The sequence below is a fragment of the Streptomyces sp. NPDC031121 genome, from assembly GCF_055570615.1.
This window is the reverse complement of the sequence record NZ_JBVIGV010000002.1, coordinates 112,193-134,660: the sequence shown is the minus strand read 5'-3', so window position 1 is coordinate 134,660 and position 22,468 is coordinate 112,193. Positions and strand designations below refer to the sequence as shown.

24 protein-coding genes and 2 pseudogenes are annotated in these 22,468 nt (G+C 75.3%); 9 read left to right on the top strand and 17 right to left on the bottom strand.

Going from position 1 to position 22,468, the window contains the following annotated elements; genetic code table 11:
- Nucleotides 1-224: 224 nt before the first annotated feature.
- The 4 genes from ACZ462_RS03995 to ACZ462_RS03980 all read left to right on the top strand — a co-directional run bounded on the left by ACZ462_RS03995 (nt 225) and on the right by ACZ462_RS03980 (nt 3,660).
- Nucleotides 225-1,070, top strand: a complete 846-nt coding sequence (locus tag ACZ462_RS03995) for a serine hydrolase domain-containing protein (protein WP_467805038.1) — start codon at nt 225-227, stop codon at nt 1,068-1,070.
- A gap of 312 nt (nt 1,071-1,382) precedes the next feature.
- Nucleotides 1,383-2,525, top strand: coding sequence for a cytochrome P450 (locus ACZ462_RS03990; protein ID WP_467805040.1), 1,143 nt, complete (start codon nt 1,383-1,385; stop codon nt 2,523-2,525).
- Nucleotides 2,526-2,575: 50 nt separating this feature from the next.
- Nucleotides 2,576-3,430, top strand: a complete 855-nt coding sequence (locus tag ACZ462_RS03985; protein ID WP_467805041.1) for a hypothetical protein — start codon at nt 2,576-2,578, stop codon at nt 3,428-3,430.
- Nucleotides 3,427-3,660 (top strand): hypothetical protein, encoded by a 234-nt coding sequence (locus tag ACZ462_RS03980; protein WP_189807531.1) that lies wholly within the window; start codon nt 3,427-3,429, stop codon nt 3,658-3,660. The genes ACZ462_RS03985 and ACZ462_RS03980 overlap by 4 nt, the downstream gene beginning before the upstream one ends.
- 14 nt (nt 3,661-3,674) lie before the next feature.
- Here ACZ462_RS03980 and ACZ462_RS03975 read toward each other — a convergent pair whose 3' ends face one another.
- From ACZ462_RS03975 to ACZ462_RS03965, 3 genes are all read right to left on the bottom strand, one after another.
- Nucleotides 3,675-4,235 (bottom strand): gluconokinase, encoded by a 561-nt coding sequence (locus ACZ462_RS03975; protein ID WP_467805043.1) that lies wholly within the window; start codon nt 4,233-4,235, stop codon nt 3,675-3,677.
- 126 nt (nt 4,236-4,361) lie between these two features.
- On the bottom strand, nt 4,362-4,745 hold the full coding sequence (locus tag ACZ462_RS03970) for a VOC family protein (protein WP_467805044.1): 384 nt from the start codon (nt 4,743-4,745) through the stop codon (nt 4,362-4,364).
- 112 nt (nt 4,746-4,857) lie between these two features.
- Nucleotides 4,858-6,741: an ABC transporter ATP-binding protein gene (locus ACZ462_RS03965; RefSeq protein ID WP_467805046.1), complete on the bottom strand. Its 1,884-nt coding sequence runs from the start codon at nt 6,739-6,741 to the stop codon at nt 4,858-4,860.
- A 238-nt stretch (nt 6,742-6,979) separates the two neighbouring features.
- On the opposite strand from ACZ462_RS03965, the gene ACZ462_RS03960 reads away from it, so the two are divergent.
- Nucleotides 6,980-7,402, top strand: coding sequence for a DUF350 domain-containing protein (locus ACZ462_RS03960; protein ID WP_467805048.1), 423 nt, complete (start codon nt 6,980-6,982; stop codon nt 7,400-7,402).
- 93 nt (nt 7,403-7,495) lie between these two features.
- Here the strand turns inward: ACZ462_RS03960 and ACZ462_RS03955 are convergent, their stop codons facing one another.
- Together ACZ462_RS03955 and ACZ462_RS03950 are read right to left on the bottom strand one after the other, a co-directional pair.
- Entirely contained in the window at nt 7,496-8,710 is a 1,215-nt protein-coding gene (locus ACZ462_RS03955; protein WP_467805049.1) for an acyltransferase family protein, read from the bottom strand.
- Nucleotides 8,707-9,756 (bottom strand): alpha/beta hydrolase, encoded by a 1,050-nt coding sequence (locus tag ACZ462_RS03950; protein WP_467805050.1) that lies wholly within the window; start codon nt 9,754-9,756, stop codon nt 8,707-8,709. The genes ACZ462_RS03955 and ACZ462_RS03950 overlap by 4 nt, the downstream gene beginning before the upstream one ends.
- Before the next feature lie 275 nt (nt 9,757-10,031).
- Here ACZ462_RS03950 and ACZ462_RS03945 point away from each other — a divergent pair.
- Nucleotides 10,032-10,761 (top strand): annotated as a pseudogene (locus ACZ462_RS03945) (transposase); the annotation flags it as partial.
- Between the two features lie 124 nt (nt 10,762-10,885).
- Here ACZ462_RS03945 and ACZ462_RS03940 read toward each other — a convergent pair.
- The 7 genes and pseudogenes from ACZ462_RS03940 to ACZ462_RS03910 all read right to left on the bottom strand — a co-directional run bounded on the left by ACZ462_RS03940 (nt 10,886) and on the right by ACZ462_RS03910 (nt 15,472).
- Nucleotides 10,886-11,224, bottom strand: a complete 339-nt coding sequence (locus tag ACZ462_RS03940) for a peptidoglycan-binding domain-containing protein (protein WP_467994525.1) — start codon at nt 11,222-11,224, stop codon at nt 10,886-10,888.
- Nucleotides 11,225-11,525: 301 nt separating this feature from the next.
- Complete coding sequence (locus tag ACZ462_RS03935; RefSeq protein ID WP_467805052.1) at nt 11,526-11,843, bottom strand: hypothetical protein; 318 nt, start codon at nt 11,841-11,843, stop codon at nt 11,526-11,528.
- Between the two features lie 693 nt (nt 11,844-12,536).
- A pseudogene (locus tag ACZ462_RS03930) lies at nt 12,537-12,981 on the bottom strand (transposase family protein); the annotation flags it as partial.
- 33 nt (nt 12,982-13,014) lie between these two features.
- Nucleotides 13,015-13,677 (bottom strand): GOLPH3/VPS74 family protein, encoded by a 663-nt coding sequence (locus ACZ462_RS03925; protein WP_467805054.1) that lies wholly within the window; start codon nt 13,675-13,677, stop codon nt 13,015-13,017.
- A gap of 158 nt (nt 13,678-13,835) precedes the next feature.
- Complete coding sequence (locus ACZ462_RS03920; RefSeq protein WP_467805056.1) at nt 13,836-14,132, bottom strand: NUDIX hydrolase; 297 nt, start codon at nt 14,130-14,132, stop codon at nt 13,836-13,838.
- A gap of 142 nt (nt 14,133-14,274) precedes the next feature.
- On the bottom strand, nt 14,275-14,727 hold the full coding sequence (locus ACZ462_RS03915) for a DUF2690 domain-containing protein (protein WP_467805057.1): 453 nt from the start codon (nt 14,725-14,727) through the stop codon (nt 14,275-14,277).
- 433 nt (nt 14,728-15,160) lie between these two features.
- A complete protein-coding gene (locus tag ACZ462_RS03910; protein ID WP_467805058.1) occupies nt 15,161-15,472 on the bottom strand; it encodes a hypothetical protein in 312 nt (103 codons plus the stop codon).
- Between the two features lie 204 nt (nt 15,473-15,676).
- Here ACZ462_RS03910 and ACZ462_RS03905 point away from each other — a divergent pair, with 204 nt between their 5' ends.
- Nucleotides 15,677-15,835 carry a hypothetical protein gene (locus tag ACZ462_RS03905; RefSeq protein ID WP_467805060.1) on the top strand — a complete coding sequence of 53 codons (159 nt, stop codon included), beginning with the start codon at nt 15,677-15,679 and terminating at the stop codon, nt 15,833-15,835.
- 152 nt (nt 15,836-15,987) lie between these two features.
- On the opposite strand, the gene ACZ462_RS03900 is transcribed toward ACZ462_RS03905, so the two are convergent.
- Nucleotides 15,988-16,668: a response regulator gene (locus tag ACZ462_RS03900; RefSeq protein ID WP_467805061.1), complete on the bottom strand. Its 681-nt coding sequence runs from the start codon at nt 16,666-16,668 to the stop codon at nt 15,988-15,990.
- Entirely contained in the window at nt 16,665-18,041 is a 1,377-nt protein-coding gene (locus tag ACZ462_RS03895; protein WP_467805062.1) for a sensor histidine kinase, read from the bottom strand. Before ACZ462_RS03895 ends, ACZ462_RS03900 begins: the two co-directional genes overlap by 4 nt.
- 119 nt (nt 18,042-18,160) lie before the next feature.
- Between ACZ462_RS03895 and ACZ462_RS03890 the strand changes: the two genes are divergently transcribed.
- Nucleotides 18,161-18,709, top strand: a complete 549-nt coding sequence (locus ACZ462_RS03890) for an HXXEE domain-containing protein (RefSeq protein ID WP_467805063.1) — start codon at nt 18,161-18,163, stop codon at nt 18,707-18,709.
- A gap of 61 nt (nt 18,710-18,770) precedes the next feature.
- A complete protein-coding gene (locus ACZ462_RS03885) occupies nt 18,771-19,184 on the top strand; it encodes a hypothetical protein (protein WP_467805065.1) in 414 nt (137 codons plus the stop codon).
- On the opposite strand, the gene ACZ462_RS03880 is transcribed toward ACZ462_RS03885, so the two are convergent.
- The 3 genes from ACZ462_RS03880 to ACZ462_RS03870 form a co-directional block, all read right to left on the bottom strand.
- Entirely contained in the window at nt 19,138-20,070 is a 933-nt protein-coding gene (locus ACZ462_RS03880) for a serine protease family protein (RefSeq protein WP_467805066.1), read from the bottom strand. The two genes, ACZ462_RS03885 and ACZ462_RS03880, sit on opposite strands and share 47 nt — an antisense overlap.
- A 24-nt stretch (nt 20,071-20,094) precedes the next feature.
- A complete protein-coding gene (locus ACZ462_RS03875; protein WP_467805068.1) occupies nt 20,095-21,624 on the bottom strand; it encodes an FAD-binding oxidoreductase in 1,530 nt (509 codons plus the stop codon).
- A gap of 162 nt (nt 21,625-21,786) precedes the next feature.
- Nucleotides 21,787-22,458, bottom strand: coding sequence for a class I SAM-dependent DNA methyltransferase (locus tag ACZ462_RS03870; RefSeq protein WP_467805069.1), 672 nt, complete (start codon nt 22,456-22,458; stop codon nt 21,787-21,789).
- Between the last annotated feature and the right edge of the window lie 10 nt (nt 22,459-22,468).

Below are 22,468 nucleotides of genomic sequence, written 5' to 3'. Positions count from 1 at the left end.
AACAAGTCCCCGAAGGCGGGCAAGGCCCACAAGACCCGGGGAAGGGGGCAACACCGCCCACCCGCCAAACCGGACCCCCCCTCGGGGGGGGGGGACCCCCCCGGGGGGGGGGGCCCCCCCCGCCCCCCCCCCCCCTCCGCGCCGCGGGGCATTCGGGTGGCCGGCGGACACCGCGCAGCGCCGCGTCCGCACGGGCCGCCCGCCGGTGGTTAGCGTGGGGCACCATGACGCTCCAGAGCGACGCCGCCGAGCAGCCCGGGAACCCGGGGCGGCCGGCACCGGCGGCCGCCGAACCGGAAGCCCCGTCCCCGCAGGAGGCTGACCACCTGGCCGCCCGGGTGCGGGAGGCACTGCACCGGACCGGCACCCGGGCCGCCTGGGCGGTCGGCGGCCCCCACGGCCCCCTCGCCGGCTCCACCCCGCCCCTCGGGCCCGCCGCCGCCGACGCGGCCCCGCCCGAAGAGGCCCTGCACGACGCCGGCGGCCTGGCCGGCGTACTCGCGCTCTGGCCCGTCCTCGGCAGCCTCGTCGCAGGAGAGGCGCTCGGCCTGCACACCCCGCTCGCCGCCTACGGGGACCGGGCCGCGGCCGGGCTCCCTCCCGGGGCCACCGCCCACCAGCTCCTCACCCGCCGGAGCCCCGCCCGCGACGCCGACGCCGCCCTCACCCGCCTCGCCGAGCACCTCGGCGGCGCCCCGCTCGGCCGGCTCGCCGCCACCCTCGTCTGGCAGCCCCTCGGCATGACCCGCACCCGCCTCGACGACGGCACCCTCCGCACCCCCCTCACCGACCTCGCCCGCTTCCTCACCCACCTCGTCTCCCCCTCCGACCACCCCGTCGCCCGCACCTGGACCGACGGCTCCCTCCGCATCCGCACCGGCGAACTCACCCCCGCCCGCGGCCTGCTCTGGCACCCGGCACCGCACGGCACCTGGTCGTACGGGGACACCGCCGCGGTCTGGGTCAGCCCCCGCCGCCGGCGCTGGGCGGTCCTGCTGCCCGCCGGCGGGGACGGCGGCCCGCGGGCCGCGTTCCGCGAGGCGGTGTTCGCCCCGCCGCGCGCCACCTGACGGCCCCGCCCCCGTACCGGGCGGCGTCGCCCGGACGGCTGCCGCCCGCACCGGTACGGGGAACCGCCCGGCTCCCGCCCCGCACGGCCCCGCACCGGCGCAGGGACCGCCGTACGGGCGCGCGCTCGGAGCGCGCCCCCTCCAAGATCGACGTACGGTGAGCCCCATGTCACCCACCGCTGGTTCCCCACTGCGCGGAGGCACCGCCCGCGCACGCTTCCCGAACCCGCCCCGCGCGGGCCACAGGGCCCGCAGGGGACAGGGGCGCCGCCGCGGCGGCCGGCGGGCCGACCCGGGGGAGGCGGTGCGCCCGTGACCGGCCCCGGAACGACCCCAGCGGTCGCCACCCGCGCACAGCGCGGGCCGTCCCCGCGGGCCGGGCGGGCCGAGTCCGTCCGGTTCGCCGCCACCCGCGCGCTCCCCTTCTTCGTCCGCAGCGTCCCCGGCACCCGCCCCGCCTTCCCGGCGGAGGCCCTGCGGGAGCTGCGCGACCGCCACGGCGGCGCACCCGTCCTGGTGCACGGCATCTCCGGGCCCGTCCTCGTCCTGCTGGACCGCCGCGAGATGCGGCAGTTCTACGACTGCCCCGCCGGCGCCCCCGGCGGCGCGGCCGCGGCGCCCCCGCTGCCGCCCGCCGAGGCACTGCGGACCGTACCGGCCGAAGAAATCCGCCCGCTGGCCTCCGCCGCCACGCTCGAACTCGTCCGCCTCCGGCAGGCCGTCGCCCGGGCCGCCCGGCGGCTCGCGCCCGCCGCCGGCGCCGGGCCCGCCGCCCCGGCCGAGGGCCGGGCCGGAGCCGCCGGCCTGCTCGGCCGACTCCTGCTGCGGCGGCGCGGACCGCACCGCCCCGGCCCCGACACCCGCCCGGACCGGCACACCCACCCCGGCCCCGGATGCCCCGCGCACCCCTGGGCGCCCGTCCTCGACAGCGTCCCCGCCACCGTGCTGCGCACCCTGCTCCTGCTGGGCGCCCACCCCGCCGAGCAGGCGGCGGCCGCCGCCGAGGCCGCCGCCTGCCCCGACCCCGGCCAACTGGCCCGCCTGCACAGCTGCGTACGAGAGGCGCTGCGCCTCTACCCGGCGGCGCCCGACCTGGTCCGCACCACCCGCACCGAGACCGTGTGGCGGGGCGTGCGCCACCCGGCGGGGACCCGCGTCCTGCTCCCCGCCCACTTCCACCAGCGCGATGCCGAACACGTCCCCGCCGCACACGTGTTCGTCCCCGGGAGGTGGAAGACGCCCGGGGCGGAGGAAGACCTCCGGATGGCGCCGTTCGGCCACGGACCCGGTCGCTGCCCCGGCGACCGCCTGGGCCTGCTGATCACCACCGCACTCTGCGCCGAGGTACTGCGCCGGAGCCGCATCACCGGCACCCGGCCGGTGCTCGACCCGCACGGGCCGCTGCCCGCGGTCCTCGACCCGCGCGCCATCCGGCTCACCCTCACCCGTCGCTGACGCACCGCCGGCGACGCCCTCCCCACCACCGACTTCCCCGCGAGGTTCCCATGTCCGACGCCGTGACCTCCTCCGCGTCCACCGCACCGGACGCCGAGCTGCTGGGCGCCGTGTGCCGCGAACTCGCCGAGGCCGCCGACGCCGTCGCCGAGGCCGCCCGCTTCGCCACCGAACTCGCCCTGCGCCCCCGCTTCCCCGCCCACCGGCCCGGCCGGCCCCGCACAGGCTGCATCGGCCCCCGCAGGCCCGGCGGACACCGCCGGCGCAACCGCGCCCGCCGCGCCCTGCTGCGCACCCTCACCGACCCCGCCGGCCTGGGCTGGGCCCCGCGCGGCCGCGGCGTCGCCCGCGCCGGCTGGCTCGCGGGCGTCCTGACCGGCCGGGAGAGCCTCGCCGTGAGCCTCGCCGTCTGCGGCCTGAAGGCCCGCATCCGGGCCGCCGGACTGGACCGCGCCGGACTGCTCGCCGACCCGGACGGGGCGGCCATCCTGCGCGCCGTGGACGAGGACCGGCAGGCGGCCGCCGTCCGCGGCTTCCGCCGCGTCATGCGGGAGCAGGGCGCGGAGCGCGCGTTCGCCCTGCTGACACCCTCGTTCGCCGACCTCTTCGCCTGGAACGCCCTGACCGACGCCAACCCGTTCAACGACCACGCCGGCTGGCAGGTCGCGACCGGGCGCGCCGTGACCGCCGAACCCCTCCAGGGGCTCGGGGCCGCCGTACGGGCCTTCTTCACCCGGGACGGCGGGCGCGGGCACGGCCGCCGGCGGGGGAGGGCGCGCCGCCGCCGCACCCGGGCCGGCGCCGGCTCCGCGCCACCGCGGTCGGACCACCGCGGGTGCGTGCACACCCTCGGCCTCCTCGGCACGGGCGGCCTGCTCCTCGTCCAGCCCTGGCGGGCCCGGTGACGGCCGCGCCCCGGCTCCGGGCGGCCGCACCGGACCCCGCCGACGGCCTGCGCGCCCACTGCGAGGCGCTGCGCGTCCACGCGGACCGGCTGCGGGCCGCCGCCGGGGAACTGGAGCGGCAGGGGCCGCCCGCGGCGCCGTTCCGCGCCGAGGTCGCCGCCCTCGCCGAGCGCTGCTCCACCGCGGCGGACGGGCTGGCGCTGGCCGCGGCACGCCTCCAGGACCGCTGACGCCCCCCCCGGCGTCAGGAGGGCCGGGGGCGGCCGCCGCCGCCCGCGGCGAGGGCCGCGAGAGCGCGGGCCGCGGTCTCCCCGGGCGTGCCGGAGACCTCGACGACGACACCCCGCTCGTCCGGACCGAGCGGTTCCAGCGCCGCGAACTGCGAGTCCAGCAGGGCGGGGGGCATGAAGTGCCCGGTGCGCGCCGCCATCCGGCTCCCGATCAGCCGGCGGTCGCCGGCGAGGTGCACGAACACGGCATCCGGTACGGCCGCGCGGAGCCGGTCGCGGTAGGCGCGCTTCAGCGCCGAGCAGGACACCACGGCACCGGTGCCGGCGGGCCGCTCGCGCAGCAGGGCGGCGACGGCGTCGAGCCACGGCCGGCGGTCGCCGTCGTCCAGCGGGATCCCGGCGGACATCTTCGCGACGTTGGCCGGCGGGTGGTGGTCGTCGCCCTCCGCGAACGGAACACCGAGCGCCTCCGCGAGGAGCCGCCCCACGGTCGTCTTCCCGGTCCCGGCCACCCCCATCACCACCACGACGCGCCCACCGCCCGCCGCGCCCTGCGCGCCGTCCGCCGCCACCATTTCACCCCGCACTCCTCGTCGCCCCGCCCGCCCTCGCGGCCGGTCAGGCCGGTCGGGTCGTACGTATCACACGGAGTCCGGTGCCGGCCCTCCGGGCGGGCCGGCACCAAGGGCCGCGTCAGGGGTTCACGCCTGCGCCCCGGCGTTGCGCGGGGTGGTCTGCTGGACGGACCAGCGGTTGCCGTCCGGATCCGTGAAGTAGACGAACGAGCCCCAGGGCAGGTCCTGGATCTCCGTCGCCTCCACGCCGCGGCCCCTGAGGTCGGCGTGGGCCTCCTCGATGTCCTTGACGACGACTTGCAGGTTGTCGAGCGACCCCGGGGCCATTCGGGTGAGGCCCCGCCCCACCGCGATCGAGCAGGCCGACCCGGGCGGGGTCAGCTGCACGAACCGGATGTCGTCGCTGACCGTGACGTCGTGGTCGGCGTGGAAGCCGACCTGCTCGTAGAAGGCCTTCGCCCGGTCGACGTCGGTGACGGGGACGGCGACCAGTTCCAGCTTGATGTCCATCGCTCGCTCCATGCGTGGGGATCGGGGTCCTTGCGGCATCATGCGCCCCCGGCCGGTGCGCCGCCGCTCGGCGGCCCGCCGGCCGGGAGTCCGGCCGGAGCGCCGCCGGCGGTCACACGGCGGCCGGGGTGCCCTCGCCCGCCGCGAACTGGGTCCGGTACAGCTCCCCGTACCGGCCGCCTGCGGCGAGCAGCTCGGCGTGCGTGCCGCGCTCCACGATCCGGCCGTCCTCGACGACCAGGATCAGGTCCGCCGCCTGCACCGTCGAGAGCCGGTGCGCGATGACGAGGGCGGTCCGCCCGGCCAGTGCCTCCGCGAGGGCGTCCTGCACGGCGGCCTCCGAGGTGGAGTCCAGGTGCGCGGTGGCCTCGTCGAGGATGACCACCCGCTGCCGGGCCAGCAGCAGGCGAGCGATCGTCAGCCGCTGCCGCTCGCCGCCCGACAGCCGGTACCCGCGCTCCCCGACGACCGTGTCCAGGCCGTCCGGCAGTGCGGCGACCAGGTCGTCGAGCCGGGAGCGGCGCAGGGCCTCCCACACCTCCTCCTCGCTCGCGTCCGGCCGGGCCAGCAGCAGGTTCGACCGGACGGACTCGTGGAAGAGGTGGCCGTCCTGCGTCACCATGCCGACGGTGTCGCGGACCGACTCGGCGGTCAGGTCCCGGACGTCGACGCCGCCGATGCGGACGGAGCCCCCGTCGGCGTCGTACAGCCGGGGCAGGAGCTGCGCGATGGTCGACTTGCCGGCCCCGGAGGAGCCGACGAGAGCGACCATGTGGCCGGGCTCGGCGCGGAACGACACCTCGTGCAGCACCTGCGTGCCGCCGCGGGTGTCGAGGGAGGCGACCTCCTCCAGCGAGGCGAGGGAGACCTTGTCGGCGGAGGGGTAGCCGAAGGAGACCCGGTCGAACTCGACGGAGACCGGCCCGTCGGGGACCGCCACGGCGTCCGGCCTCTGCGCGATGAGCGGTTCGAGGTCGAGGATCTCGAAGACCCGCTCGAAGCTGACGAGGGCGCTCATCACCTCGACGCGTGCGCCGGCCAGCGCGGTCAGCGGGGCGTAGAGCCGGGTCAGGAGCAGCGCGAGGGCGACGACGCTGCCGGCGTCGAGGCTGCCGCGCAGGGCGTGGTAGCCGCCGAGCCCGTACACGAGGGCGAGGGCCAGCGCCGAGACCAGGGTGAGCGCGGTGACGAACACCGACTGGGCCATTGCGGTGCGGATGCCGATGCCGCGGACCCGGCCGGCGCGGGCCGCGAACTCCGCGGACTCGTCGGCGGGCCGCCCGAACAGCTTGACGAGGGTGGCGCCCGGCGCGGAGAAACGCTCCGTCATCTGCGTGTTCATGGCGGCGTTGAGCGCGGCCGCCTCGCGCTGCATGGCCGCCATCCGCATCCCCATCCGGCGCGCCGGCACGACGAACACGGGCAGCAGGAGCAGCGCCAGCAGGGTGATCCGCCAGGAGATGCCCAGCATGACGGCCAGGGCCAGCAGCAGGGTGACGGTGTTGCCGACCACCCCGGAGAGGGTGTTGCTGAACGCCCGCTGCGCGCCGATCACGTCGTTGCCTAGGCGGCTCACGAGCGCGCCCGTCCGGGTCCGGGTGAAGAAGGCGACCGGCATCTGCTGCACGTGGTCGAAGACGGCGGTGCGCAGGTCGAGGATCAGGCCCTCCCCGAGTGCGGCCGACAGCCTGCGGGCGAGCAGTCCGAGCCCGGCCTCCGCGACGGCGACGACGGCGATGAGCAGGGCCAGCCGGACCACGGTGGAGGCTTCCCGGCCGGCGACGACGGCGCTGACGACCCTGCTGGCGAGGACCGGGGAGGCCACCGCCAGCAGGGCGGTCAGGCTGCTGAGGGCGAGGAACAGGGCGAGCCTGCGGCGGTGCGGGCGGGCGAACGCGGCGATACGGCGCAGGCTCGCCCGGGAGATCCGGCGGCGCTCCTGCCGGGCGTTGACCAGACCGTGCATCGAGGTCCAGGCGGTGACTTCCATGTCCATGGGCCGCACGCTAGAACCTCGATCCGGCTTGAGGTCAACGGCGTGCGGCAACTCACCCTGGTCCGAACCGTTTTGGGGCTCCGCCGTGGCGGGAGTGCGGAGGCGGACCCCGCCGGCCGCCGTCCGGCGGCGACCTGCCCATGGTCCGGGGCGGGCGCGTGCGATAGATTCGGCCACTGCTCCGGCACCTGCCACCGGTACCGACGATCCCCCGACCCCCGCGAAGACAGGCTTCTCTATGAGCGACATCCTCGACGGACTCGGCCGCACCAGCGCCTACGGCGCACTGGGCCTGGTCCTGCTGATCCTCGGCATCGTGCTGGTGGACGTGCTGACGCCCGGGAAGCTGCCGAAGCTCATCTGGGAGGAGCGCAACCGCAACGCGGCTGTCACGCTCAGCTCGGCGCTCCTCGGCATAGGCGGCATCGTCTTCACCTCGATCTGGACGACCTACAACGACTTCGACAAGGGCCTGATGTCCACGGCCGCGTTCGGCCTCCTCGGCCTCGTCCTGATGGCGATCGCCTTCCTCGTCCTGGACTGGGTCACCCCCGGCAAGCTCGGCGCCATAGTGGTCGACCCGGAGCCGCACCCGGCGGTGTGGGTGACGGCCTGCTGCAACCTGTCGGTCGCCGCGATCGTCGCCGCATCCATCGCCTGACGGCCTGACGGACCGCATCAGGAGAGCGCCGCCCCCGTGCAGGGGAGCGGCGCTCTCGCGTATACGCCCCCGGCCCCACCCCGGCAGCCCGGGTCAGGCCAGGCCCAGGGCGAACACCGCGAAGCCCGCCGCCAGCAGCGCGGCTGCCGCCCGCCGGGCTGCCGGAACCCGCGTCCACGGCTCCTCGAACCGCCGCGCGTACCGGGCGATCCCCACCAGCAGCACCGCGAAGACCGGAAGCCACGCGGCCCGCGCCGCGAGCCAGGCCGCGCTGTCGGGGGCCGTCGTCAGCCCCGCCACCTCGCCCGCGAACGCCGCGCCGGGCACGGCCGCCGCCAGCATCGCCGTCTGGTGCCAGCACAGCACCGTCATCGCGCACACGTTGACCACCACCACCGGCGCCCACAGGGCGGGCCGGGCCAGCAGCCGCGCCAGCCGCTCCCGCAGCAGCAGCGCGGCACCGGACTGCGCCGCGGCCAGGGCCGGTACGAGCAGCGACGGGGGGTGCGAGTTCGTGCGGGCCGCGCCCGGCACGCCGACCATCGACGCCGGGTAGTGGAAGACCAGCAGCAGCACCGCGAACAGCACGGCGCCGCCGGCCAGCAGCAGCCGGGCGCCCCGCCGCCCGATCCGCCCCCCGCCCCACGCGACGCCCAGCTGGTAGGCGAACAGCCAGCCCGGCAGCACGTTCAGCACCGCCACCCAGCCCGGCACGGACGCGGCGAACGGCCCGTACCGCAGGAAGTCCACCGCGGCCACCGACGCGAGCAGCGGGGCCGCCGCCCACCCGCCGAGGCGCCGCGCCGCCCGCACGCAGTACGGGGTCAGCGCCGTCACCACCAGGTACACGCCGACGAACCACAGCGGCTGGACCACGAGCGTCGCCGCGGTCCGCAGCGTCGCCTCCGGGACCCCGGCGGCGTACAGGACCGGCGCGGCCAGCGCCCACACGGCGGCGACCCCGAGGACCGGCCGCCCCAGTCGGGCGAACCGGCCGCGCAGCCACGCCCCGGCCGAGCCCGTGCGCCGGTGGTACGACAGCACGGACGCGTACCCGCCGACCAGGAAGAAGATCCCCAGCATCTGCAGCACCCAGCTCGCCGGCGCAAGCGCCCCGAACGCCGAAAGGGGGCTGGCGTTGTGCAGGCCGCCGTCCGCGTCGAGGGTGAACCCGCCGAGCATCCAGTGCCCGGCCGGCACGGCCAGCAGGGCCAGGGCCCGCAGCCCGTCCACGGCCCGGTCCCGGTGCGCCGGCGTGCGCCGGTCGACACGCTCCGCTGCCCGCCGCAGTGCGGCCGCGGCGCTCATCGGGCACCGCCCCGGGCGATCGCGGCGAACGCCGCCAGCGTCCCCGTGCCCGGCGCGAGGTAGCCGGTGTGGCCGCGGACGTCGCCGGCGGGGACCCGCCGCGCACCGAACCCGGCCGACACCGGGTCGGCGCCGTGGCCCAGCCCGGCGAACCGGACGTTCGGCACGTCCGCGATCCAGTCGGACGGCCCCCGCGCCGCCCACACGCGGGCGCCGGTCCGCAGCTGAGCCGCCGACCCGGCGCGCAGCCCGGGCGAGCCGAAGACGACCACGTCCGTGGCGTCCGTGTCCCGCGCCGCGAGGGCGCACACCACCGAGCCGTAACTGTGGCCGAACAGCACCGGATCGGGCGCGCCGACCGCGTCGAGCCCCCGCACGAACCGCACCAGCCGGGCCGCCCCCGCCTCCGCGAGCCGGCCGGTCGCCGCGTCCAGGCCCACCCCGACGGGCGTGGTGTAGCCGGCCCACGCCACCACCGCCGTGTCCTCCCCGGCCGCCGCCCGCAGTGAACGGGCCATGCCGGCCGGGCCGGTGTACGGGGCCCGGCCCGGGTCGTCGTACCGGGCGGCGTCGCTGTCGGACCCCGGTACCACCACGGCGACGTGGCCCGCCCGCTCCAGGTCCCCGAACACCTCGGCGACCAGGCCGCGCCCCCGCGGGTCGAAGGCCAGCACCTGCCGCTGCGGCGACGCGAACGGCGCCCACCGCGCCTCGCCCGTCGCGAGCGCGGCCCGCCGGTTCGCCTCGTACCTCAGGGCGACGGGGGCCCCGTCCAGGTTGCCGAGCACCAGCGGGTGGCGGCGCAGCAGCTCCCGGCGGCCCGCCTCGTCCAGCGCGGCGAAGAACCGGACCACCTCCTGCGGCGGCGCCGTCGCCGGATCGGGCAGCGCACGCCCCGACACCGTGTCCGCCCGCCAGGCGGCGGCCCCCGGTGGCGGGCCGGCGACCACGGCCTGCCGGTCCTCGCCCGCGGCCCAGCCGGCGCTCCCCGCCGCCACGGCCGCCGCCAGTGCGGCCGTGGCCAGGGTCCTCGCGAAGCGGCCCATGTCCCCATCCCCTTTCCTCGTGGTGCCGAGGAAGGTAGGAAGGAGGTGCCGGCCGGCACGTCAGACCGGGGAGCCAACCCGCGCCTCATACCGGGGTAGGGGGTGGAGGAGGCGCCGGAGGCGGCGCGGGGGAGGCCTGAAAGACCGCTGAAAATCTCGGGTTCTGGCCCCGGCTCGGTAGAGCTGGGGCGAGTCTTGTTGACATGCAGGGAATGGGCCGGGGAGACGGTCGGGCCGGATGTGTGGGAGACCTGCCGGGAGTTGATCCCGGTGGGAGTGCGTTCGCGTTCCTGGCCGAGCATCGCGAGGTGCTGTTCCCGCCGGGGATGTTCGCGGACATGTATCCGTCGTCCAATGGCCGCCCGAGTCTTCCGCCGCTGGTTCTGGCCGCGACGGTGGTCTTGCAGAGTCTGCACGGGCTGTCGGACTTCGAGACCGTTCAGGAACTGCGGTGTGACCTGCGGTGGAAGGCGGCCTGCGGACTCGGCTTGCACGACATGGCGTTCGATCCGTCGCTGCTGACCTACTTCCGCCGCCGTCTGCGCCGGTCCGCTGATCCGACACGGATCTTCACCGGGGTCAAGGAATTCGGGGCCGCGACGGGGGTACTCAAGGGCAAGCGGCGGCGGGCACTGGATTCCACCGTGCTCGATGACGCGGTAGCCACCCGTCACCCAGATCACCTCCGCCGTCCGAGGGGTGATCCGGGAGGTTCCCGGCGCCCAGCGGGTCGCCGACCTGTGGTGCACGGCGCACGACTACACCGATCCGGGCAAACCGAAGATCGCCTGGAACGATGAAGCCGCCCGCGCCGTGCTGGTTGATGCGCTGATCACCGACGCGCTCAACCTGCTCGGCCGCCTGGCCGAGCAGGGCTGGCGCATCGTCCGCGGCACGGTGGCCGACGGGACGGTCTCCACCGTCGACCCCGACACCCGGCACATCCACAAGAACCGCCCCCGTCACCAGGACGGCTTCAAAGGGCATGCCTGCTTCGAGCCGGAGATGACAGTTGCCGGGCCGGAACACGCCTTGCCGCCCGGGCCGTGTGCCCGGGCGGGCGAGGTTTTTCTGCAGGGTCGGACTGGCTGGCTGGCCTCACAGGGTCAGGGAGGCTCCGCCCGTGACGTCAGTCCATGGGCAGCTGGCTCGCCCAAGCCGCGAACGCGGCCCGGGTCCCCGATCCGGCGATACCGTCGATGGCCCCGGAGTAGAACCCCTCGGTCCTCAGGAGCTGCTGGAGAGCCTTGATTGTTCCGGTGCCGACGATGCCGTCGATGGCTCCGGAGTAGCCGTAGGCCCGCAGCATCCGCTGCATGGCCTTCCAGCTCTCGGTTCCCAGGAGACCGTCAATCGCGCCCGAGTAGTAGCCGATGTAGTAGCGGAGGTAGAACTGAACCTGCTTCGCCTGGGACGTGCTCAGGCCGAGGTTGTTGACCTCGGCGACCGTGGCGGGTTCGGAGATCACGTTCCGGGGCCCCTCCGGCGTTGCCGCAACGGCGGTCCCGGACACCGCTAGGGTTCCGGCGGTGATCCCGAGCAGTGCGGCGATGCTCGTGAAGGCCCGCACCATGTTCGAGCGCATGTAGTGCCCTTCCGTGACAGCCCGATGAACGGGTGACTGTGGACGCCGATCACGGTGACACGGCAATTACCTGCTTCAGGTCTGAACATGAAGAGATGGCCGGTAATTTGCGCCCGAGGCGCGTCCGCAGTTGCGCCCGGCGTGTGGCAGCCCGCGTTGCAGGGCGCGTTGCACCTCCGGCGGGTCAGCCTGAACTCGGGGGCGGCGGCCAAACGTGCAGACCGGTGCACTGCCCGCAGGCGGCGCGGCCGGCGCATTCCATGCAGAACTGGCGCGGCCACGGCCCGGGGCAGTCGCAGATCGGGTTGTAGTCCGGGTCGTCGTCGCCGGGGTAAAGCGTCTCGCCGAAGGGCGGCTCGGTCCAGGAGATAACCGAGCCGTCGGCGAGCACGTCCTCGTAGTGCCGGCCGATCTCGCTGTGCTCGTTCGAGGTGGCCACCACCACCTCGTCCGCCGCGCTCATGCCGTGCCGCCCCTCACCGCGGACGCGTTGTCGAGCCATGCGGCGAGCGCGGTCGTGGCGCGCGGGTCGGCTTGGCCGAGGCGCCCGACGGACTCAAGGTCGCCGTCGACTGGGGCGTGCGGGCGAGAGCGGCGAGCATCGCGGCACGGGCGCGGACGGGCAGCAGGCCGACGGCGGCGGCGCGGCCGGATCGGTGTAGTGGCCGGAGTGGGTGGCGAGGGCGTGAGCGAGCCAGGTTTCGATTCGCGGCGCGACAGTCGCGGTTCTCGTCTAGGAGGTGGCGGGCGACTTCGTCCCCGGCCCGGCTCGGCACGCTCTGGTCGAGGCGGTCGGCCTCCTCGGCCCACCCCCACAGGTTGACCAAATCCCATGGGGGCCCCGAGCCCGGCTAGTTCTTCGGCCCAGTCGACTACCCGCTGCTGCTCCTGGCGGCGCTGCTGCTCGGCTTCCCCGCCGCGGCGGTCTTCGGCGAACTCTTCCTGGACGACCAGCGGCGTCCGCGTCGTACGGGCTGCGGGTCGCGGCGAGCAGCTGCACGGCGCGCTGCCACTCCGCGAGCTCCGCAGCACGGCGGCCGCCGTCGTCGGCTGTGGCTTCGTCGCGGCGGTCCAGTTGCGCGTGCCGTTCCGCCTCTTCGAGCACCGCCACCGCCTCGCTGTGCGTCATGCCCCGCGCGCGGCCGTACCAAAAACCGGTCGCCCTTCGCGTAGTCGATCGGCGTACGCGGGGCGCCGGCAGGCCGACGGCGACCACCAACCGGCTGTTGGCGTCGATCACCACCTGCTGGTTGGTCCACTACCGGTTAGTTCTTGCTGGAAGCAGCGATCTTCCTGTCCCGGGTGGGCACCAGGGTGCCGTCCACGATCAGCACGGTGTCCGGCCGCGGCCGCGGCGCGGGCGAGATCGCCGGCAGCGGTGCAAGGTGGTCCAACACCCGGTCCGCGGCCGGCTTCGAGATCCCGAACAGCGGAGCGACCTGCCGCAACGTCAGGTTGGTCCGCCAGTACGTGGCCACCCGCAGCACCCGATCCTCCAGGCAGAGCCGCCACGGCCGGCCACGCTGGCGGTCACCGCCACGACGGCGGACCAGCGCGACCAGCTTGCGGAACTGCGACTCGCTCAACGCCGAGAACGGCTCGATCCGCATCGGATCGCTCGCCGAGATCTGCCCACCCATGCGGTGACGAGGCAGGCGGTTACGGGACATCCTTCAGCTGCCGGCCGCGGCGACTGTGATCACAGTGACTGCGACCATCGCCGCCTGCATGTCGCGGATGGCGGCGCGGACGCTCTCGGCCGCCCATTGCCCTGTGGCGACCTCCTCCATCCGCGAGGCAACCTGCTTGCGGTGGCCGTCGGGGAAGGCCAGACGGTGCAACTTGGCCGAGTGGATCAGCGCGATGAGGCCTGCTGTCCGCGTGTCCGGCTCGGCGCCGTCCAGCACCACGGCCCGGAGCCGCTCACGCAGTTCCCGTTCCACCGCGCCGTCGGCCTCCGGGTAGCGGCGAATCGGGAACACGCCCAGTGCCCTGTGTTTCTCCTCCACGACCACCCCACGCTTGCACAGGCTCTCGAGAGCCGCAGCGACGGCCTTGGGCTGGTCCTTCGTCAGCCACTCCGTCATCCGGCGCTTGCCGCGACCCCGCATCCAGGTCTCGATCAGCGCCGTCCGACTGTCGAGCAGCGAGTCTCCGGTCGGATTCGTGTCCACCAGCTCGAAGTGTTTGCCTATGACCGAAACCCTCCCGGCCAACACCAGTTCGAGCAGGATCCCGCCCGCCACCGCCCACCCGGCGGCTTGCCGCTGCTTTGCCGATCCAGACCCGTCGTCCAGGGACAGCAGCATGATCTCCTCGGCCAGTGTGACTGCCACAGTCGCTACCCCCATACATCCAGTGATCACTTCCTCACTGGTCTGACGCCCGGCTGCCCAGAGCAAGTTCCCGAAGCGCGACGGTCTTCAGCGGATCGGCCTGTTCTCCTCCTCCGGCCTGGACCTGCGGCCCGAAGGAAGCGTCGTAGGAAAACGTCCTAGTCCATGAACTGGCCGAAGGCCCCCGCGCGACCTTCGAGCCGCCGACTCTGACCGCGATCTGGACCGTCCCTGCGGCCCACCGGGCAGAACACGGCCACGCTGATCAGCCGGATCCCCGACGCGGTGATATGGCCGCACACCGCCGCCTCCTCGATGCCTGATCGATCAAGCACCGCAGCCGGGTCGGGGCCGGCTTCCTCGGCCAGCTTTCGTCGTGCCGCCACGAGCGGCGTCTCGCCCGGCTCGACCGCTGCCAGGTGGCTCCCAGAGCCACGCCCAGTCGAACGGATCACGCCAGTGCAGAAGAAGCAGGCGGTGGGCAGCGTCCAGACAGATGACCCGGGCGGCGGACCGGTGCGTTGTCTCCCCTCCTCACGCTATGCGGTGCTCGAAATGTCGATCAGGACCTGGGCTGCGTTGAACGACATCTCCGCCCTAGTACCACTTCTTCGTACACGCCCAACTGCCGCCGATGCCGTCGTAGTGCTCCACGCAGGGGCGGGTGGCGAGGCTGGCGTTCACCATCGTGGTGTAGGCCGGATAGTTCGGAGACGCGTTGAACACATGCGGGTTGCCGGTCCTGATGTCCAGCTTGCCCCTGAAGTTGGAGCTCGCAGCGTATTCGAAGCGTGCCCACACGGCGTTGCACTTCTTCGAATACCGCATCTGAACGGCTGGCCCGCCGCCGTCCGACCGGGCTACCGCCCCTGAGGGGGTGACGGCGTCCTTGTCGCAGCCTGTCGCCTTGGGGTTCTTGCCGTTGCAGGACGCCCCCTTGCAGGCGGGCGCTGCCGCGGCTTGTGCGGAAGCCTCGGCGGGAACGGCCACGCCCAGCGCCAGGACAGCGAGGGTGCCTGCCAGGAGACGCGGAAGTCGGTGAGTCGCCAAGGAGGCCCCTTTCGTGCGCTGTGGTGAGGTACAGCGCGTTGCGTTCAAGTTCACGCGGTAGGTGATAGCCAGGGGGTATGCCGTTTAGACCAGGGCAGGGTAGTGATCACTGCAAAGAGTGCCCTGTGTACTGGATTGGGGCGTGGGGTTGACTTGGCCGAGGGGTGAAAGCCGGAGGCGTCGGGTTGGCGGCGGGCCTGCGCATCCAAACTGATCGTGATCTTCATGAGCCGTACGGCTGGTCGGGGAGGCATCGCCGACGGTTCACCCTTGAGCGTGGAACGTCGGCCCATCGCACACCCGTGAGGCAAGGCAGAGTTCTTGCCCATGTCGGGCGGACGGCCTGGGCACGCGTCCTGCAGCGAGGAATGACGGGCGGAGCGGAGACCGAAGGACGGGTCGGCGCTGCGCGGCATCGCGCTGGGCCTCCCGCTCACCGGGCGGCCTCGCTCCCCCCTCGGTTCGCGTCGGCTGCTACTCGCCGGGCTCCCGGCCGGGAGCGGATCAGCCAGCGTCGAAGCCGCTGCCCCACGAGCTGGGTGAGCAGCTCGATGACCTGGGCCTGGTTGCGGTCGATCTTCTTGTCGAGAGCTTCGACCTCCTGGTCGAGGTTGCCGATCCGGAGACGTACCGCGGTGAGGTCGGACTTGATGATCCCGAACTCGCGGTCGTGCTTCTCCGTGACTTCTTCGAAGCGCCGAGTCAGGGCAGCAAGCTCGCTGTGGGCGATGGGGCCCTCGGGCACGCGGGCACTCCTGCCAAATCACAAACCGCAGATGAGAAGACTCCACGATATCGCGCCCGCACCCCCGTACGACCGCCGGTTTCGCGGACTCTCTGCGGCTGAGGCGACTACAAACTCGCGATCCCCTGACCCGCCGCCCGGCTCGGTGCCACAGTTGATGCAGCACGGCAGAAACCGCCCGTCGATACCCCCGACGAGGACCCGGTGCGCGCGGCCTGGACCGAGGAGCGGCTCGACCTTGTTCAGTCGCTCATCGCCTTGTGCGACAAGGGAATCGCCGACGTTGCCGTGCCCGCCGACGGGCAGAACGGCGACCGGTTTGCGGTCACGGACGCTGGCCGGTCCTTCCTGGCCCAGCAGTAGGCCCGCCGCACCGCTCTGCTGTTCCTGAACTGGTCACACTGGCGCCGCTGCCGACAGTTCCAGGCCCGGCACAGCCACTGCAAACAACGCGGCCACGCACCACCCGAAACTGCCCGCCCTCACAGCAAAGACCGTTGCGGTACTACGCGGGCTCAGCGCGTGTCGCCCGGGCGCACCAGCCCCGCCTCGTACGCGAAGACCACGGCCTGCGCCCGGTCCCGCAGGTCCAGCTTGGCCAGCACCCGCCCGAGGTGCGTCTTCACGGTCTGCTCGGCCACCACCAGGCTCCCGGCGATCTCCTGGTTCGACAGGCCCCGGGCGACCAGCTCCAGCACCTCCGTCTCACGGGGCGTCAGCCCGTTCAGCCGCAGCGCCGGGTCCTTCCGCGGCGCCGGCCGCCGCTGCACGAAGTCCGCGATGAGCCGCCGCGTCACCGACGGCGCCAGCAGCGCCTCGCCCCCCGCCACGACCCGCACCGCCGAGATCAGGTCGGCGGGCGGCGCGTCCTTCAGGAGGAACCCGGACGCCCCGGCCCTCAGGGCCTCGTACACGTAGTCGTCGATGTCGAAGGTGGTCAGCATCAGCACCTTCGGGCGGTGCACCACCCCGGGCGGCGGATCGAGGATCTCCCGGGCCGCGCCCAGGCCGTCCAGCTCCGGCATCCGCACGTCCATCAGCACCACGTCGGGCCGCGTGGCACGGGCCGCCTCGATGCCCTGGCGCCCGTCCGCGGCCTCGCCCACCACGTCGATGTCGGACTGCGCGGACAGCAGGGCGGCGAACCCGGCCCGCACCATGGCCTGGTCATCGACGATGATCACTCGGATGGTCAACTGGCTTCCTCGGGGGGCGCGTCAAGGGGCAGGCGGGCGGCGACCCGGAAGCCGCCGTCGGGCAGCGGACCGGTGTCCAGCGTCCCGCCCGTCAACCGTACGCGCTCCCGCATCCCCACCAGCCCGTGCCCCGTCCCGCCCGAGCCCTCCACCACCGAAGGACCGTCCTCCGACGGCCCGTTGGCGACGACGACGAGCACCTCCCGGGCATCGTGCACCACCGACACCCGGGTCCGCGCCCCCGGAGCGTGCCGCACCACGTTCGCGAGGGCCTCCTGCACGATCCGGTACGCCGACAGGTCCACGGCCGGCGGCGCCGCACGCTCCGCCCCGGCCGCAAGCGACAGCTCCACCGGCTGCCCGGCCCGTACCGTCGCCTCCACCAGCTGCCGGATCCGGCCGATCCCCGGCTGCGGGGCCCGCTCCCCGTCCGCCCGGCCGCCTTCCGCCCCGTCGCTGCGCAGCACCGACAGCAGCCGCCGCATCTCGCCCAGCGACTCGCGCGCACCGGCCGCGATCGCCGCGAACTCCTCCCGCACCGGCTCCTCCATGCCCGGCAGCCGGTACGGCGCCGACTCCGCCTGCACCGTGATCACCGACATGTGGTGCGCCACCACGTCGTGCAGCTCGCGGGCGATCCGCGCCCGCTCCTCCAGCAGCGTCCGCCGCGCCCGCTCCGCCTCGCTGATGCTCTCCTGCTCGGCGATCCGCCGCTGGGCGTCGCCGAGCCCGCGCAGCACCCCGGCCAGCGCGAGCAGGCACCCGGCCAACACGAAGAGCAGGGCGCTGGTGTCGGAGGCCCCGGCCGGCTCCAGGAAGCCCAGTACGACGCCGACGGCCCCGGTCGCCAGCCAGACACCGACCGTGGTCCGCGCCGGCTCGCGCAGCCCCGCGAACACCATCAGCGCCAGGTAGCCGACGACGGTCATCGGCGGCCACGGCCAGGCGTGCCCCGCGACCCGGTCGGCGCCGGTCAGGACCAGCGCCCCGACCGTGTCGGCGCCCAGGACCAGCGCCCACGCGGGCAGCGGCCGGGACACGGCCAGCAGCAGCGGCACCGTCTGGGCCACACCGAGCGCGCCCGCCCAGCCGCCGTCCAGCCCGTAGTCGCCGGCGAGCACCGTGATGGTCACCGGCAGCAGCGCCGCGACGAACACGGCGGCGACCGCGTACGGCAGCATCCGCTGCCACGCCTTCGGGGCCTGCGCGAACAGCGGCTCGCCGGGGCGGGCCGGGGAGCGCAGCACCGCCGCGAACCGGCCCGGCCCGCGCGCCGGACGCCGGCTCGGCCCGGAGCCCGCCGCGGTCGCGGGCCGGGGCAGGCGGCGGGAGGAACGGGGGGTGATGCGTGGCTCGTCGTCGCGATCGCTCATGGTCCGAACAGCCTATGCGCCGCCGCCCGCACCTCCCTATGCGTCACACCAGCCTCTGAGGACACGCCAGTTGTCCGAAACACCACCCGTTGAATGCGCCGGGCCGGGAGACTGACACCATGAAGGAATCGAACAAGGTGACGGCCTCCGTCACTCTCGGACTGCTCGCCGCGTGGGCCCTGCACGACGCCGAAGAGGTCGCGGCGATGGGCCGCTGGTCCCGGGAGCACGTCCCCGTCCTGCGCGAGCGCCGGCCCGGCCTGCTGCCCGACCGCGTGTGGGACCGCCTCGGCTCCGTCGACGGCCGCGAGTTCGCGGCGGCGGTCGGCCTCATGGCCCTCGTCGTCGGCGCGGCAGCGGCCGACGGCCACCGCACCGGCGGCCGGTCCGCCTTCTACCAGGCGTCGCTGACCGGCTTCGGCCTGCACGGCCTCGTCCACCTGGGGCAGGCCGCCGCCGTCCGCGGCTACACGCCGGGCGTGGCCACCTCGCCGCTGATCGTCATCCCGTTCAGCCTGTGGGCCCGCGGCCGGCTGCGGCGCGCCGGCGTACTGCGGCCCACCCGGCCCCGGGACGCGCTGCAGGGCCTCGCGCTGGCCGGCGCCGCCGCCGCGGGCGCGAACCTCGCGGGCCGGCACCTGATGCGCAGGCTCCGCAGCACCCGCTGAGCCGTCGCACCGCCGGCCGGTCCGGTGCCCGCCGCTCGTTCCCCGCGCCGGGGCACGCTCGTTGACCCGGCATGGAGCAGTTGCCGACCACCGCGGCGCCGGGCGTCGGGGAGCTGGCCGACGCGCGGCCGATGCCGCGTGCCACCTCTGCGACGCCGTCGCGCCCCGGAGCGGCTCGGGCCCCGGCGGGCGGAGCCGTACGGCGGCCGGGGACGCCGCCGAGGCCATCGAGACGACCGTTCACGCGCCGGCGCACGTCCACCCGCGCGCCGAGGTCATCCTGGCGCCCGTCCTCGCCGTCCTCGCCGCCCTCGCCGACCTGCGCCGCCGGCTCGCCCTGCCGCCCGCCGACCCGCTGACGGCCGGGCAGGCCCCGGCCGCGCCCCGCTCGGTCGGCAACCCGCGGCGGACCCGGTGGGTCCGGGTGGTCACCCCGACGCCGCCCCGGCAGCCGCCTGTCGGTACAACGCCCTGACCTCCGCGCCGAAGTACGGGCTGTAGGAGGTGTCGGCGGTGTCCCCGCCGGTCTTCCAACCGCCGATCACACCGACCACGTCGCCGGTCTCGGTCCGCTTGTCGAAGCGCGTCAGGAACGGGCCGCCGCTGGTCCCGCCCGGGTAGCCGGTGCAGTCGATCCGCAGGAACGATCCGGGGATCGCCGGATCGGGGCTGGTGAACCGCGTCGTGCGGTTGACGCACAGCCGCGGGCGCGCGGCGGACGCCGGATAGCCGATCAGCGTCACCTGCGGGTGGGCGAACGGGCCGCCGGTGACCAGGCGGTTGCCGCCGACGACGTCCTCCACCGAGAAGCCGTCCGCGTCCGGCCCGACCTGCGCGAACGCCACGTCCAGGGTGGCCGCCAGGTCGGCGCCCCTGCTCCGGTAGCGCGGGTCGATCCACACCTTCGACCGGCCCTGCGTGTCACGGAGCACCGGGAACATGCCGTACGGCTGCGGGTTCGCGGCCGTGTACCGGGGGACGAAGGCCACCTGGCGGGCGTCGGTGCCGAGCAGGCAGTGGGCGGCGCTGAGCACCAGGTTCCGGCCGGGGGAGGAGACGACGCTCGCCGTGCAGAAGTAGGCGCCGCCGCCCTTCATGACGAACATCCGGCCGACGGAGGGGATCCCGTCGAAGTCCTTGCCCGTGCCCGGTTCGGCCGCCGCGGCGGCCGCGGCCGGCCCGGCGGGGTTGACGGGGGCCGCCGACGCCATCCGGTCGGCCGTCCAGAACCGTTCCGCCTCCTCGGCGGACCAGCGGCCGGTCGCGGCCGGCCGGCCGCCGCCGGCCTCCGCCACGGTCGTCGGGCCGCCGGGCAGCAGCAGGGCGGCCACCAGTGCCACCACCGTCAGGGTTCGTCGCATGCAGGACTCCTCGGTGCTCCTCGTTCAGACGGCCTGGGGGAAGCGGAACAGCCGGCCGGGGTCGCGGGCGCGCCGCACCGCCTCCAGCCGGGCGAGGTTCGGCCCGTAGTAGGCCGCGCGCCAGTCGCGCAGCCCCGGGTCGGGGTAGTTCTGGTACGCGCGCCCGCTCGCCCACGGGCGCAGGTCCTGCCAGAGGCGGTCGAGCCACGCCAGGTGGCGGGCCGTCTCGGCCGGGGCGGCGGTGGCGGGCCAGTAGGCGAGGTACTGGGTGAGGAAGGCGCTGCCGCGGTGCACGAACGCGGTGTCGGCGGGCGCCGGCCGGTTCAGGGCGCCGCCGCACTCGCCGGTGAACTGCACGACGCCGGTGCCGCCGGCCGGGACCCGGTCCCCGTACGACCGCACGGCGGCGAGCACGGTGTCGACGCCGGCGGCGGGCAGCCCCGCCGCGGTCCAGAAGTCGGAGCGGGCCCCGTACGACTCGCGGGCGACCCGGCCCGCGGGCGAGCGCCCCGGCAGCCTGCCCGGCAGCCGGCACTGCTCGGCGGTGTCCTGCCCGCAGCCGGACATCTCCCGCAGGGTGTCCCCGTAGCCGCGTACGGACGTCCGGACGTCCTGCGGGGGGCGGCCGACCAGGGCGGCGAGCCGGTCCAGTTGGCGGTCCAGCTCGGCGGGCCCGTCGAGGCACAGGACGCGGACGGCCGGGGGCGCGGGCGGGCCGCCGTCGAGGAGGAACTCGATGCGGCTCCAGAACGGTTCGGGCAGGGCCGGCAGCCAGCGCTGCCAGCCGTGCAGCAGTGCCGCGCTGTCGCCGCCCGCCCAGCGGAGGTCGGCGAGGGCGCAGTCGGGGGCCGGGTGGGGTGCGAAGCGGAATTCGGTGACGACGGCGAAGTTGCCGCCCCCGCCGCCGCGCAGGGCCCAGAACAGGTCGGGGTCGGCGGTGTCGTCGACGTCGCGGACGCGGCCGTCCGCGGTGACGGCGGTGGCGCCGGTGAGGCGGTCGCAGGTGGCCCCGTACGCGCGGGAGGAGGGCCCGAGGCCGCCGCCGAGGGTGAGCCCGGCGATGCCGACGGTCGGGCACAGCCCGGTGGGGATGCCGAGGCCGCGCGCGGCCAGGGTGCGGTGGACGTCGCCGATGCGGGCGCCGGCCCCGACGCGGACGGCCGTCCCCTCGACGGCGGTCCGGTCGAGGGCGCCGAGGTCGACGACGAGCCCGCCGGCCGCGGTCGACCAGCCGGCGTAGCTGTGGCCGCCGCCGCGGGGGACGACGGGGACGCGGGAGCGGCGGGCGAAGTCCAGGCAGGCGGCGACGTCGCCCGCGTGCGCCGGGTACGCGACCGCGGCCGGGGCGATGCCGTCGTAGCGCGGCTGGAAGAGCTGCCGGGCCTCGGTGTAGGCCGGGTCGTCCGGGAGGACCACGCGCCCGTCGAGCCCGCGGGCGAGGGCCGCGCAGTCCGGGCCGCGGGAGGAGGCGGGCGCCGCCGGCCGGCCCGCGCCGACGGCCGCGAGGACCGCGGCGGGCGCGCTGCCGAGGAGCCGGCGTCGGCGGAGGGTCATTCCTCCTTCCTGCCATCGCCCGCGCCGATCCCGGCGCAGGCGGCCCCGGGCCCGCCGCACAGCCCCCCGAACGGCCCACGCGCCGCCGGGCGGGGCCCAGGCGTCCGTCGGGCGGATCAGGGCCGGACGCCGCGGGCCCGGCTTTGATCCGCCGGCCGGGCGCTACGCCGCGGGGGAGGCCTTGCGGGCCAGGAGGAAGCCCTGCGGGCAGTCCTCGCCGGCCCCGGGCTGCCGGACGAGCCGGGCCGACTCCGCGAGCCCGGCACCGGTCAGCAGCTCGGCGACCCGGTCCGGCTGCATCCGGTGGACGGTCAGGTCGACGGGGTGCCCGTAGGCGCGGTCGAGGCGCACCCGGCCCTCGCCGGCATCGAAGGCGATCAGCAGGTGCCCGCCGGGCGCCAAGACGCGGGCGAACTCCGCGAAGAGCGGGGGGAGTTCCTCCGGCGGGGTGTGCACGGTGGAGTTCCAGGCCACGGCCCCGCCGAGGGAGCCGTCCGCCGTGTCCAGGGCGCCCATGGCGCCCACCTCGAAGCGCAGCCCCGGATGGCTGCGCCGGGCCACCGCCACCATGGCGGGCGAGAGGTCCACGCCGAACGCCCGTACGCCGAGCCGGTTCAGGTGCGCCGTGATGCGGCCCGGCCCGCAGCCGAGGTCCGCGACCGCCGGGCCCGCCGCGCCCCGCGGAGCGCCGGCCCGTACCGACTCGGCGAACGCCGCGAGCAGGGCCCGGTCGAGCGGTCTGCCGTCCAGGGCCGTCCCGAGCAGCCGGGCGCAGTCGACGGCGACGGCGTCGTAGGACGCCCGTACGGAGCTCAGGTACGCGGTCTCGCTCATGCCCCCGGAG

What these genes read in the sequence shown, in the direction of transcription:
- ACZ462_RS03875 (WP_467805068.1), bottom strand. Translation starts at nt 21,624, where the DNA reads ATGACCCTCCGCCGACGCCGGCTCCTCGGCAGCGCGCCCGCCGCGGTC.
- ACZ462_RS03870 (WP_467805069.1), bottom strand. Translation starts at nt 22,458, where the DNA reads ATGAGCGAGACCGCGTACCTGAGCTCCGTACGGGCGTCCTACGACGCC.
- ACZ462_RS03950 (WP_467805050.1), bottom strand. Translation starts at nt 9,756, where the DNA reads ATGGGCCGCTTCGCGAGGACCCTGGCCACGGCCGCACTGGCGGCGGCC.
- ACZ462_RS03965 (WP_467805046.1), bottom strand. Translation starts at nt 6,741, where the DNA reads ATGGACATGGAAGTCACCGCCTGGACCTCGATGCACGGTCTGGTCAAC.
- ACZ462_RS03960 (WP_467805048.1), top strand. Translation starts at nt 6,980, where the DNA reads ATGAGCGACATCCTCGACGGACTCGGCCGCACCAGCGCCTACGGCGCA.
- ACZ462_RS03995 (WP_467805038.1), top strand. Translation starts at nt 225, where the DNA reads ATGACGCTCCAGAGCGACGCCGCCGAGCAGCCCGGGAACCCGGGGCGG.
- ACZ462_RS03970 (WP_467805044.1), bottom strand. Translation starts at nt 4,745, where the DNA reads ATGGACATCAAGCTGGAACTGGTCGCCGTCCCCGTCACCGACGTCGAC.
- ACZ462_RS03890 (WP_467805063.1), top strand. Translation starts at nt 18,161, where the DNA reads ATGAAGGAATCGAACAAGGTGACGGCCTCCGTCACTCTCGGACTGCTC.
- ACZ462_RS03955 (WP_467805049.1), bottom strand. Translation starts at nt 8,710, where the DNA reads ATGAGCGCCGCGGCCGCACTGCGGCGGGCAGCGGAGCGTGTCGACCGG.
- ACZ462_RS03975 (WP_467805043.1), bottom strand. Translation starts at nt 4,235, where the DNA reads ATGGTGGCGGCGGACGGCGCGCAGGGCGCGGCGGGCGGTGGGCGCGTC.
- ACZ462_RS03985 (WP_467805041.1), top strand. Translation starts at nt 2,576, where the DNA reads ATGTCCGACGCCGTGACCTCCTCCGCGTCCACCGCACCGGACGCCGAG.
- ACZ462_RS03895 (WP_467805062.1), bottom strand. Translation starts at nt 18,041, where the DNA reads ATGAGCGATCGCGACGACGAGCCACGCATCACCCCCCGTTCCTCCCGC.
- ACZ462_RS03880 (WP_467805066.1), bottom strand. Translation starts at nt 20,070, where the DNA reads ATGCGACGAACCCTGACGGTGGTGGCACTGGTGGCCGCCCTGCTGCTG.
- ACZ462_RS03935 (WP_467805052.1), bottom strand. Translation starts at nt 11,843, where the DNA reads ATGGCTCGACAACGCGTCCGCGGTGAGGGGCGGCACGGCATGAGCGCG.